Raw genomic sequence first — 13,022 nt, 5'->3', positions numbered from 1 at the left:
AACGGAAGTTACAAATGGAGCTTCTCAATAAACTGTGCCACATGATAGCCGTCCATCAATCCATGATGGCAAGTTACGGAAACGGGCATCATCAGTCTTTCTCCGTTGCGGAAATACTTTCCGGTGGAGATTTTGGGGACACTGTCGCCCGAGCGCATATTAGTGGGGTGCTTCATGTCGGTAAATGAGAGCCACGGCACTGCCGAATAATGTATGGCATTGGGATGGAAAGTACCTCCCTTGTTGAGTCCCGTAGTGGCTTGCAAACGTTCCATCTCTGCTTTTGCCCGGCGGATAAAGACGAGTTCGTCCGGATCGTATTCAAAGGCGGCAAAAGAAAAAGTATGGTCGGCACGACTTACAGTGGCTTCGGGCAGAAGGCTGTCATAGCACACCACTTTATCGCCTTCGATGCGGTAACGGAATTCTTCTACCGCAGCAGCGGCAGTCGTTATCCGGTGGAGGACTAACAGGGAAAAGGATATACCTTTGGCTTTGGCTTCCTGATACGTGCGCGTACAGTCTACCTGAACGGTCACTCCGAAAAACGGATCGTCAAAAGCACTGAAATGTTCGTAATGTTCTCTTCTGTTCCAAGTAGCAATATCGATGATCTTCTCTATTTGATTCATTCTAAACACTCTTTTTTAAGTTTCACCACAGAGGGCACAGAGGACACTGAGATTTTATAGAAATTTTATAGAACTTTTTCACCGGATTAATGCAATTGATTCCATTGCTTCCGGTCTTACCTTACCGAAAAAACTCAGTGTCCTTTGTGTCCTCTATGTGAATAAATTACTGATGTTGCTCACGCAACAGGTCGTTCACTGTTTTTACCGGGTTGAAAGTGGAAAGCGGCACTTCTACAAAAACAGTGTTCCAATCACTCATCGCACCATTCCACAAACCGGGAAGTTCAAGAGCTTTCAGCTCCTTGCCGTTTTTCGACTTGTAAGAGATAAAGCCGGTCGCCTTGTCTACGTATTTCACCAAATCGAACTTATGACCTTTATAATCACGTACGGCACATACCAAGTCCACCGGATTGAAGTGCGTACCCTTCTCGAACATTTCCTTTTTCTGCGGATCGTTCATGTCGATCTGCGAGCTCTCAAGAATTTGAAGAGAGATCGTTCCGTCACTGTTGTATGCCAGGAACGGACCGCCACCCGGTTCACCCACATTCTTCACCATTCCGCAAACGCGCATTGGACGGTTCAATTTGTTCTTCAAGTAAATAGCAAGCACTGAATCTTCGAGATCTTTCGTTTCCGGATTCTTGCAAAAAAGTTTCTTTTGCAAGAATTGCAGCATTTCCATCATCTGTTCGTGCGTATATTTTCCGCTGTCGAGCAGTTCGAGATATTCGAATGCCTGTTTCTGTAAGGTAACGAGTACACCGGCAATCAGTTTTTTATAAGTAACGGTGTCCGCTTTCAGTTTATCGGGAACTACATTGTCGATGTTCTTGATGAAGATAACATCCGCATCGAGATCGTTCAGATTCTCGATCAATGCTCCATGACCACCCGGACGGAACAAGAGTTTGCCGTTATCACGGAACGGCTGGTTGTCCATATCAGCGGCAATCGTATCGGTACTCGGCTTCTGTTCGGAGAAGGTGATATTATAATCCACTCCATAACGTTTGGCAAACTCACCGGCTTTCTCTTCCACCAGTTTCTTGAAAAGTTCGCGGTGTTCGGCAGACACGGTAAAATGTACGTTCACTTTGCCACTCTTTCCGGCTGCATACATGGCGCCTTCAGCCAAATGTTCCTCTAATGGAGTGCGTGCGCCTTCGGGATATTTATGGAATTTGAGCAGACCTTTCGGCAGTGCACCATAATTCAAGCCGGCAGTTTCGAGCAATGCGGATACCACAGCTTTATAATTGCCTTCTTCCATCAACCCGGCGATATTCTTCCCGGTAATGCGTCGGCAAGCTGCATCGAGATCGTCATAAAAAGCAAAATCCTTGATACCGGCAAAGAATGCTTGTTCAAACTTGGTTGTCGGTTTGTCATAATCAGCAGAAAGGAACTCGAATAGGTTCTTGAACATACGACTTGCAGCACCCGAAGCCGGTACGAACTTCACAATTGTCTTATCCGTGTTTGTATATGCGTCCCACGCTACCAGATAAGCTTTCTGTTCTTCTGCATTGGGAGCCAATATACCTCTTTCAATGGAAGCAGCCGCATCCAGTTTCAGATAAGGGAAACCTGTCTGGAAGCAAGCCAGTTGCTCTGCTATTTGCGCTTCCGTAATGCCTTTCTTGGCAAGCAACTCTTTGTCCTGTGTCGTTATCATAATATCTAATTTTATTAATTGATGCCCAAAAATACAAAATGTTATTTACTTCTTGCCGAATAACCAATAAAAAAAGTAATTTTACATCGAATTAACAAGATTGAATATGAACGACTTTTTTACATCAGAGGAAAAAAAGGAGCTTTTTTCACTCTATCGGCACTTGATGCAATCTGCCGGAGACAGTATTTCCTGGAAGGATTGCCAAAAATTAAAGAATCATCTTATCAAAGCTGCCCAATATAACGGGCTGCAACGCAATAACTTCGGGATGAATCCCGTTATCAAAGATCTGCAAACGGCAGTCATCGTAGCCGAAGAAATCGGAATGAAAGGTTCGTGCCTTATCGGTATCATGCTGCACGAAATTGTAAAAACGCATATTCTGTCTATCGACGAGGTAAGCGTGGAATACGGAGAGGATGTGGCAAGTATCATCAAGGGATTGGTGAAAACGAACGAGTTGTATGCGAAGAGCCCGGCAATAGAGTCGGAGAATTTCCGTAACCTTCTGCTCTCCTTTGCCGAAGATATGCGTGTGATCCTGATTATGATAGCCGACCGTGTGAATGTAATGCGCCAAATCAAGGATACGGGAAACGAGGAAGACCGGATAAAGGTAGCCAACGAGGCTGCTTATTTGTATGCTCCGTTGGCACATAAGCTAGGGCTCTATAAGCTGAAATCGGAATTAGAAGACTTATCGCTGAAATACACACAACGGGATACTTATTATTTTATAAAGGATAAGTTGAACGAGACGAAGGCGTCACGCGACAAGTATATCGCTGCCTTTATCGAACCAATCAAGAAGAAAGTGACGGAAGCGGGCTTGAAGTTCGACATCAAGGGACGTACCAAATCCATTCATTCGATATGGAACAAGATACAGAAGCAGAAAACCCCGTTTGAGGGTATTTATGATCTGTTCGCTATCCGCATTATCCTGGATTCGGAACCTGACCCGGCAAAAGAAAAGCAGGAATGCTGGCAGGTATATTCTATCGTGACGGATATGTATCAGCCTAACCCGAAGCGTCTGCGCGACTGGCTGTCGATTCCGAAAAGCAACGGTTACGAGTCATTGCATATCACCGTAATGGGACCGGAAGGGAAATGGGTGGAAGTGCAGATACGTACCCGCCGCATGGATGAGATTGCCGAACGGGGACTGGCCGCGCACTGGAGATATAAAGGTATCAAAGGAGAAACGGGCCTGGACGAATGGCTGACTTCGGTACGGGAGGCGTTGGAGAATGCAGACAACGACTCAATGAAGATGATGGATCAGTTCAAGATGGATCTTTACGAAGACGAGGTTTTCGTGTTCACTCCTAAAGGGGATTTGTTCAAGTTGGCAAAAGGGGCTACGGTACTCGACTTTGCCTTTCATATCCATAGCAAACTGGGATGCAAATGTATCGGCGCTAAAGTAAACGGCAAAAATGTCCAACTGAAGCAGAAGTTGAACAGTGGCGACCAGGTGGAAATCATGACTTCAAATACCCAAACTCCGAAACAGGACTGGCTGAACATCGTAACTACCTCCAAAGCCCGCACGAAGATACGGCAGGCGCTCAAAGAAATGGTGGCACGCCAACATGACTTTGCAAAGGAAACACTTGAACGAAAATTCAAAAACCGCAAACTGGAATATGATGAAGCGACCATGATGCGCCTCATCAAGCGTTTGGGCTTTAAAAACGTGACGGAGTTCTATCAAAAGATCGCTGATGGTGCGCTGGATGTAAACGAGATTCTGGACAAATATGTGGAGCAGCAGAAACGGGACAACGACACGCGCGACGAAATAGTCTACCGCAGTGCTGAAGGGTACAACCTGCAAGCGGTACAGGAAGAGACTACCTCCAAAGAGGATGTGCTCGTAATCGACCAGAATCTAAAAGGATTAGAATTCAAATTGGCGAAATGTTGTAACCCTATCTATGGCGATGATGTATTCGGTTTCGTAACGGTAAGCGGCGGGATAAAGATTCACCGGGCAGACTGCCCGAACGCCAATCAGATGCGTGAACGTTTTGGTTATCGAATTGTGAAAGCCCGTTGGGCAGGCAAATCGGAAGGGACACAGTATCCCATTACGCTGCGCGTTGTAGGGCACGATGATATCGGCATTGTGACGAATATTACTTCTATCATATCTAAGGAAAATGGAATCACACTACGCTCCATAGGAATCGATTCAAACGATGGACTGTTCTCCGGTACACTAACGGTCATGGTTAGAGATACAGGTCGCCTGGAAGCGCTAATCAAAAAGCTAAGAACCATAAAAGGAGTGAAACAAGTGAGCCGGAACTAATTTTTTTCACCACAGATTAACACAGATTCTCACAGATTAAAAAGACAAGATACAGTATAGCCGCTCCGAAGGGACTGAGTTCAAAATAAATTGCATTAATTTCACAATCCTGCATTTTGCCTTTTCTTTCTTTAATTTGTGAAAATCTGTGTTAATCTGTGGTGAAGAATTCTATCGCACTTTCTTCCTTTTATAATAAGGATAAGTCACCAAAACAAAGAATATCAAAGCTATCGAAGCTGCTATCTGACCGATATGAAGCATTTTGTCTGTATCCAACTCCATACAGCAGGCAGCTGCGATACCTAAAGAAATCCCCATTTCACTAGCCAATAAATGAGTGGTATTTGCAGTTCCCCGTTGACAATGATGGGATAGCTTCACGAACATAATCAGGAACTCCGGCATGACAAAACCTAATCCAAGTCCCAGGAGCATGGAAGAAACGCCTATCGGAGTACTATTCAACAATGATATGGCAAGAATCTCTAGTCCAAGCCCCATAATTACCAGTCTCAATGTTTTTTCTTTCAAGAAAAAGAGACGAGCAAGCAAGAGAGATACCAAGTAACCGCCCCCCACTCCTACAAAGAAAGGCACTGAAACACCTGTGTTTCCCAATATGGAATCATTCAGGAAAGGATGTACAAGAGGCATCAGCAATCCCGGAACAAACGTAATCAGAATCATATTAATAGCCGGAATCCAACTACGCAACAGTAGAAAACGGTCAAAAGAATAAAGTCTAGTGACAATCGGTGCACGGAAAGGTACATATATTCCCGATACGACAAGAATCCCTAACACTCCGGCAATAACGGATACATACAGCAAATTCCGGATTGGATAACTCTGATAAAGCCAAACTCCGAGAACGATACCTAGAATCATTCCCAAACGGGCTACCCACGAAAAACTGACATTCCCTGCGCTACGGAGCGTAGAGTTGGTGATGTCGATAGCCAACGTGATACTCGCAGTAGTGGCTACACCGAACGCCAATCCTTGTACAGTGCTTAGCAGGATAAGTTCCGTAAGGTTCGTCACAAACGCATAGCCTACCGTCGCTGCCACCATAAGAGCGAAAGCATATATACATACGTGCTTCCGTTTGTAAGCGTCCACCAAATAGGCATGGAAAGGACCGATCAGGAACATTCCCAATGTAAAAAAAAGAAAGATTACTCCTGTCTGTGCCACCGGCACTCCGAGACGGTCTGCCATCTCAACGGAGAGTACCGGAAATAACACATACAAGGACACAAACAACAGCAAATTAGCTATACATATCCGTATAAAATGTGCTGTCCACAATGTAACTGCCATATATTGCTTTAATATTGTTCCTTCTCGTTGGGGAAGTAGCAGTTCTTAACGTCGGACACATAACGACTGATAGCATCGGTCATCACTGTGTACAAATCGGCATAACGACGCAAGAAACGGGGACGGAAACCATTATTCATGCCCAACATATCCTGAATCACCAACACCTGGCCATCTACATGTCCACCGGCACCGATACCAATAATAGGTATAGTCAACTCACCGGCTACACGTTCTGCAAGGGTTGCGGGAATCTTTTCAAGAACAATAGCGAAACAACCTGCTTCTTCCAGCAAATGAGCGTCACGAATCAATTTCTCCGCTTCGGCATCATCTTTGGCGCGCACGGTATAGGTTCCGTATTTGTTGATAGACTGCGGCATTAATCCCAAATGTCCCATCACCGGAATACCTGCACCGACAATGCGTCTCACCGTATCGATGATTTCTTCTCCGCCTTCCATCTTCAAAGCGTCAGCATGACTTTCTTTCATGATGCGGATAGCGGAAGCAAGACCTTCCATCTCATTGCCTTGATAGGAACCGAAAGGCATATCCACCACCACCATAGCACGTTTTACACCACGCACCACAGATTTTGCATGATAGATCATCTGGTCAAGCGTGATAGGCAATGTAGTCACGTTACCTGCCATTACATTGGAAGCGGAATCGCCTACAAGGATTACGTCTATCCCCGCACCGTCCACAATCTGCGCCATCGTGTAATCGTAGGAAGTAAGCATTGAAATCTTTTCGCCTCTCTGTTTCATTTCAACCAAGCGATGTGTCGTCACCTTTCTTGTGTCATCTGATATATAACCAGCCATTTCTTTCTAATTAAAAATTATAAATTAAAAATTAAAATCGAGGCAGCATTGGCGCTACCCGAAAATCGAGGGCAAAGTTATAACATTTAATTCATAACAGAGAAGGAAATGCAAAAAATCCTCTCAATCCCTTGTCAGAGACAGCAATTTTTCATAACTCATTCCGGTAAAGTCATCCATTATATAATGTGCTTTTCCGGTAATGGCTTCGCGGGAATTGGTTGTAGCGAGACCGATCACGGTTGCACCGGAAGTCATTCCCGCCTGCAGACCATGAAAAGAATCTTCAAAGACGTATGTGCTTTCTGGAGTAGCTCCAAATACTTCCATCCCTAGAAGGAAACAATCGGGAGCAGGTTTGGAACGGGCAAACATCTCTCCGGTAAGAATACGGTCTACCATTGCCGGAAACTCGGGATGAGCATTGTAGACGTTCTGCATCTTCTCTTCATTAGAGCTGGTTACTACGGCTATCTTCACACCATGACGGCGGAGTTCGGCGATAAAAGCTTCTACTCCGGGAATATATTCATAGGACATCTGTTTCTCAAAAACATTGAGGTCTGCCGTGATTTTCTGCCGGGCTTCCGGAAGAGCTGAAAAGTATTTCTCGTAGATTTGCGTCAGCGTCTGCCCTTTGATACGGCGTCCGAAATCTTCCTCATTCAGATATTTACGTCCCTGCTCGTCCCAAAAGACGGTGTACTGTGTTTCCGTATCCATAATAACACCGTCGAAGTCGAACAACGCTGCAATTGTTTTCGTTGTATTCATATGAAACTTTCTTTTTACCTAAAACGTTAAACCTTGTGTATCTATGCCTGCAAAGTTCCGAATAATCATCGAATCAGACAAATAATTTGTACCTTTGCAATGCTAAAAAAAACGTAACGGACGTTTTTATCCAACAAATCGACTTTTATTTATCCAACGAATCGACCAACGTATGAGCAAGAACGACCCACATATCTTAGGAAAGGAAAGCATCGGCAAGTTACTGCTACAATATTCCATTCCTGCCATTATCGGAATGACAATTACTTCTATCTACAACATTATTGACAGTATCTTCATCGGACATGGTGTGGGGGCAATGGCCATTGCAGGACTGGCTATCAGTTTTCCTCTGATGAATCTCGTAGTCGCTTTCTGTACATTGGTATCGGCAGGCGGATCAACCCTTGCCTCTATCCGATTGGGACAAAAGGATCTGAAAGGTGCTACGGAAATTCTGTCACACACGCTTATGCTTTGTATCACCAATTCTGTCTTCTTCGGAATATTGTCCTTTATCTTTCTCGATGATATCCTGCTGTTTTTCGGTGCCAGTCACGACACACTTCCATACGCACGCAGTTTCATGCAGGTAATCTTGTTGGGAACTCCTATTACTTATACAATGATAGGATTGAACAATGTGATGCGCGCTACCGGGTATCCGAAGAAAGCAATGCTTACATCGATGGTGACGGTAGTTACCAATATCATCCTCGCTCCTATCTTTATCTTCCACTTTGAATGGGGAATGCGGGGAGCTGCTACGGCAACGGTTATTTCACAGCTCATCGGCATGATATGGGTGGTAAGTCACTTCATGCAGAAAGAGAGTACAGTGCACTTCGAAGGAACAATCTGGAAGATGAAAGGGAGAATCGTAGAGAGCATTTTCGCTATCGGCATGTCACCCTTCCTAATGAATGTTTGCGCTTGCATTATTGTCATTATTATCAATAATAGTCTACAGGAACACGGAGGAGATATGGCTATCGGCGCGTATGGTATCATCAACCGGCTGCTGACTCTTTACGTAATGATTGTATTAGGATTGACGATGGGAATGCAGCCGATTGTCGGCTATAACTTCGGAGCACAGAAACTTAATCGCGTCAAACAGACTTTACGACTGGGAATTCTTTCAGGAGTGGTTATCACTAGTAGCGGATTTCTGATTTGCGAACTATTCCCTCATGCCGTATCAGCTCTCTTCACAGACAGTGACGAATTGATTGATCTGGCAGTAGAAGGGCTTCGCTTGGCAGTACTTATGTTCCCATTCGTAGGAGCACAGATTGTTATCGGTAACTTCTTCCAAAGTATCGGAAAAGCGAAAATAAGCATTTTCTTGTCCCTGACGCGACAGTTGCTTTATCTTCTGCCCTGCCTGTTGCTTTTCCCGAATTGGTGGGGATTGAAAGGTATTTGGATCAGTATGCCGGTGTCGGATGCATTAGCCTTTATCACAGCAGTAATCAGCTTGATGATATATATTAAAAAAGTATCGAAACAACAGCCGATAGCTGAATAAAGAATAGTTACTGTTCATTTTCTCATTTTTATTGTTCAATCAGTCCTAATTAGGGATTTATCAATTGCCCATCCGATTGTAAACTCTATATTTGCATAAAGTTTTCAAAACTACAAACGATTAAACTATGTTGAGAAAGAATTTATATTGGCTTTTATTGTGCCTGTTTCTCGCAGGATGCGGTATGATAGATTACCATCCGTACGATGTCCACATCAGTGGTGAGACAAATGTCAATGCACATAATATGGAAAAGATAGAAGCAAATTGCAAAGGCAAAACTAAAATCTGTTTTGCTGTAATGGGAGATTCACAACGCTGGTATGACGCAACGGAAGACTTCGTAAAAGAGATCAATAAACGGGATGATATTGACTTTGTAATTCATGGAGGAGATATGAGTGATTTTGGAGTGACCAAAGAGTTTCTCTGGCAACGGGATATCATGAACGGGTTAAAAGTACCTTATGTAGCCCTTATCGGAAATCATGATTGTCTGGGAACAGGAGAAGAAACTTATAAAACAGTGTTCGGTCCTACCAACTTCTCTTTTATAGCAGGCAACGTGAAGTTCGTCTGTCTCAATACAAACGCTTTAGAGTATGACTACTCCGAGCCCATTCCAAACTTCACCTTTATGGAAGAAGAGATAACAAACAGAAGTGATGAATTTGAAAAAAGCGTAGTATGTATGCACGCACGCCCATTTACAGGCGTATTCAATGATAATGTGGCAAAGGTTTTTCAGCACTATGTCACTCAGTATAAGGGCCTACAGTTTTGCACGGCTGCACATACCCATCATTTTCGGGATGACATACTCTTTGATGATGGAATACATTATATAACCAGTGATTGTATGGATTACCGTACTTATCTGGTATTCACTATAGCTCCGGAAAGCACCTCTGAAAATCCTGATTATGAATTGGTTGAATACTAAATATATTTTATGGACGGGAGTATTATCAATACTTCTCTCTATCTCCGGTCCAGTCTCGGCTACTTACAGAACAGATACAATTATCAACACGTATAAAGCCGATTCACTGCGCTTCATCATCAAGGCTGACTCAATTATCGCCTTCCAAACCGGAGATTCTTTATTTACGATTATTAAAGCAGACTCCGTATTGCCCGCTGCATCGAAAAAAGTTAAACATACCCGTTACGATAAACGGGTTCACCGTTTCCGCAGAAATTGGGAACGAATCATTCCTACCCACTCTAAGATACAGTTTGCCGGCAACATGGGATTACTTTCTTTTGGTACGGGAGTGGGATTACGGAAAACATAATCAATGGGAGACTGATTTATTGCTTGGATTTATCCCGAAGTATTCTTCAAAAAAGGCTAAAATAACCATGACTCTTAAACAAAACTACATGCCGTGGAGTATTAATATAGGAAAAGGATTCTCTACAGAACCCCTTACTTGTGGCCTATACATGAATACCGTATTTGGGGATCAGTTCTGGGTAAATGAACCGGACCGCTATCCAAAAGGTTATTATGGTTTTTCAAGCAAAGTACGTTTTCACATTTTCATGGGACAACGCCTGACTTACGATATTGACCCGCAACGCAGGTTTCTAGCCAAGTCTGTAACATTTTTCTATGAGATCAGTACTTGTGATCTTTATGTGGTCAGTGCTGCTACTAACAGCTATCTGCGTCCTCGCGATTATCTCAGCTTGTCTTTCGGACTAAAGTTCCAATGGTTATAAACCAAATTACAATGACTTATAATGATGATACATACCCTCACCAACAATCTGCTATTTCGGGGAATTACTCCGGAAAAGCTCTCTGCCAACCTGGAAGAAGTTAATTTTCACGCCCGTTCATATAAGAAAGGGGAAATCTTCGCTTTTATGCAACACGCATTAGCCGAATTAACCCGCAACGACATCACAGTAGAAGAATTAGTTCAATTGACTTTGGAAACAGGCAAACATGGAATATCCGCTATGGCACAACTGGATAAAGCCAATACTAGCAGCTACGGTAACCCCGAAAACTGCCGAACGACACGGTTATATTGACCGCTGGCTGTGCAAAATACCGATACAATATGAAGTTCTTGTCATAAGTATTTTATCCTAAATATTCATCAATCAGGCTCGAATCATGCAGATCGCATCATTCGAGCCTGTTTTCATATTCTCACAATTAGCTATTTCCGAGTATCAGATTGACTTTTTTAGACAATTTAACTACCATTTTTGACAAAAATACATCAAAACAGGTATTTCATTTGTTGCTAAATATATGTAACTTCGCACAGTGAAAAATAATGCGGCATTCTTATAACTTTATAATATATAGCATATGATATTTACAGCAGAAAACACCTTACTTATTGGTTCTATCTTACTTTTCGTCAGCATTGTTGTTGGAAAAACCGGATACCGTTTCGGCGTACCTACTTTGTTACTGTTCCTCGTTGTAGGAATGGCATTCGGAAGTGACGGACTCGGTCTCCAATTCCATAATGCCAAAGAAGCCCAATTTATCGGTATGGTTGCCTTGAGTATCATCCTTTTCTCAGGAGGTATGGACACGAAATTCAAAGAAATCAAACCTATTTTAGGACCGGGTATCGTCTTATCCACTGTCGGAGTATTGCTCACAGCTCTTTTTACGGGGCTCTTCATTTGGTGGCTATCCGGTATGAGTTGGACGAACATTTATTTGCCTATCACCACTTCCCTATTGTTGGCCTCTACCATGTCTTCCACAGATTCGGCTTCGGTCTTCGCTATTCTCCGTTCGCAAAAGATGAATCTGAAGCACAACCTACGTCCTATGCTGGAGTTGGAAAGTGGAAGTAATGACCCGATGGCTTATATGCTTACCATTGTTCTGATACAGTTTATCCAATCAGCGGGTATGGGAGTCGGCGCTATTGCCGCTTCTTTTATCATTCAGTTTATCGTAGGTGCTGCTGCAGGATATATACTCGGGAAACTGGCTATCCGAATGCTGAACAAGCTTAATATCGATAACCAGGCATTATATCCTATCCTGCTATTGGCATTCGTTTTCTTCACTTTCTCCATCACCGATTTAATGAAAGGTAATGGATATCTGGCTGTATACATCGCCGGTATGATGGTAGGTAATAATAAAATTATGCACCGTAAGGAGATTTATACGTTCATGGACGGGCTTACCTGGCTGTTCCAGATCATTATGTTCCTCTGCCTGGGATTGCTAGTCAATCCTCACGAAATGCTAGAAGTAGCCGCTGTCTCTCTGCTGATCGGTATATTCATGATTCTTATCGGTCGCCCGTTAAGCGTATTCCTCTGCCTGCTCCCATTCCGGAAAATCACAATGAAGTCACGCGTTTTTGTATCTTGGGTAGGATTACGCGGCGCAGTTCCTATCATCTTTGCTACTTATCCGGTAGTGGCAGGAGTAGAGGGTTCGAATATTATATTCAATATCGTATTCTTCATTACCATCGTTTCATTGGTCGTACAAGGAACCACAATTTCCTTTGTAGCCCGCATATTACACCTCTCCGAACCTTTGGCAAAGACAGGAAACGATTTCGGGGTGGAACTGCCTGAGGAGATTGACTCTGATCTCAGTGATATGACTGTCACCCGCGAAATGCTGGAAGAGGCAGATACATTGAAAGATATGAACCTGCCAAAAGGTACACTAGTCATGATTGTGAAACGCAAAGATGAATTCCTGATCCCTAACGGAACATTGAAATTGCACGAAGGAGATAAGTTGCTGCTTATTTCCGAGAAATCCAAAGAAGAGTCTGATTCTGAATAACATTTGAAAAGAAATGTAAAATTATATCAGAATTCCTTCGTTAATTAACCGTAAAACTTGATTTTAAAATTCGGTTTACGTTAATGATATATTAATTTTGCGCAGTTTTAAACTAAATGTGCAAAA

General features: G+C 43.2%; 9 protein-coding genes and 2 pseudogenes. 6 read left to right on the top strand and 5 right to left on the bottom strand.

Features of this window, described 5'->3' with window-relative positions:
- Positions 1–8 precede the first annotated feature (8 nt).
- Entirely contained in the window at positions 9–632 is a 624-nt protein-coding gene (locus tag BACFIN_RS06855) for a chloramphenicol acetyltransferase (RefSeq protein WP_007755219.1), read from the bottom strand.
- 166 nt (positions 633–798) lie between these two features.
- Entirely contained in the window at positions 799–2,316 is a 1,518-nt protein-coding gene (locus BACFIN_RS06860; RefSeq protein WP_007755218.1) for a DUF4301 family protein, read from the bottom strand.
- 106 nt (positions 2,317–2,422) lie between these two features.
- On the opposite strand from BACFIN_RS06860, the gene BACFIN_RS06865 reads away from it, so the two are divergent.
- Complete coding sequence (locus tag BACFIN_RS06865) at positions 2,423–4,639, top strand: RelA/SpoT family protein (protein WP_007755215.1); 2,217 nt, start codon at positions 2,423–2,425, stop codon at positions 4,637–4,639.
- Between the two features lie 171 nt (positions 4,640–4,810).
- Here BACFIN_RS06865 and BACFIN_RS06870 read toward each other — a convergent pair whose 3' ends face one another.
- The 3 genes from BACFIN_RS06870 to BACFIN_RS06880 form a co-directional block, all read right to left on the bottom strand.
- Entirely contained in the window at positions 4,811–5,965 is a 1,155-nt protein-coding gene (locus BACFIN_RS06870; RefSeq protein WP_007755213.1) for an MFS transporter, read from the bottom strand.
- An 8-nt stretch (positions 5,966–5,973) separates the two neighbouring features.
- Positions 5,974–6,795: a 3-methyl-2-oxobutanoate hydroxymethyltransferase gene (gene panB / locus BACFIN_RS06875; RefSeq protein ID WP_007755208.1), complete on the bottom strand. Its 822-nt coding sequence runs from the start codon at positions 6,793–6,795 to the stop codon at positions 5,974–5,976.
- A gap of 123 nt (positions 6,796–6,918) precedes the next feature.
- The gene (locus tag BACFIN_RS06880) at positions 6,919–7,569 is read right to left on the bottom strand and encodes an HAD family hydrolase (RefSeq protein ID WP_007755205.1); all 651 of its coding nucleotides are present in this window, start codon (positions 7,567–7,569) and stop codon (positions 6,919–6,921) included.
- A 172-nt stretch (positions 7,570–7,741) separates the two neighbouring features.
- Between BACFIN_RS06880 and BACFIN_RS06885 the strand changes: the two genes are divergently transcribed.
- From BACFIN_RS06885 to BACFIN_RS06900, 5 genes and pseudogenes are all read left to right on the top strand, one after another.
- The gene (locus BACFIN_RS06885; protein ID WP_007755202.1) at positions 7,742–9,100 is read left to right on the top strand and encodes an MATE family efflux transporter; all 1,359 of its coding nucleotides are present in this window, start codon (positions 7,742–7,744) and stop codon (positions 9,098–9,100) included.
- Positions 9,101–9,227: 127 nt separating this feature from the next.
- Positions 9,228–10,043, top strand: a complete 816-nt coding sequence (locus BACFIN_RS06890) for a metallophosphoesterase family protein (protein ID WP_007755200.1) — start codon at positions 9,228–9,230, stop codon at positions 10,041–10,043.
- A pseudogene (locus BACFIN_RS20875) lies at positions 10,024–10,828 on the top strand (hypothetical protein). Before BACFIN_RS06890 ends, BACFIN_RS20875 begins: the two are co-directional and overlap by 20 nt.
- Positions 10,829–10,849: 21 nt before the next feature.
- Positions 10,850–11,119, top strand: a pseudogene (locus BACFIN_RS23355) (hypothetical protein); the annotation flags it as partial.
- 313 nt (positions 11,120–11,432) lie between these two features.
- Positions 11,433–12,896 (top strand): potassium/proton antiporter, encoded by a 1,464-nt coding sequence (locus tag BACFIN_RS06900; RefSeq protein WP_007755174.1) that lies wholly within the window; start codon positions 11,433–11,435, stop codon positions 12,894–12,896.
- The last annotated feature ends 126 nt before the right edge of the window (positions 12,897–13,022 follow it).

Source organism: Bacteroides finegoldii DSM 17565, assembly GCF_000156195.1.
GTDB lineage: Bacteria > Bacteroidota > Bacteroidia > Bacteroidales > Bacteroidaceae > Bacteroides > Bacteroides finegoldii.
The sequence above is the reverse complement of the archived record's forward strand: the minus strand, read 5'-3'. Positions and strand labels throughout refer to the sequence as shown.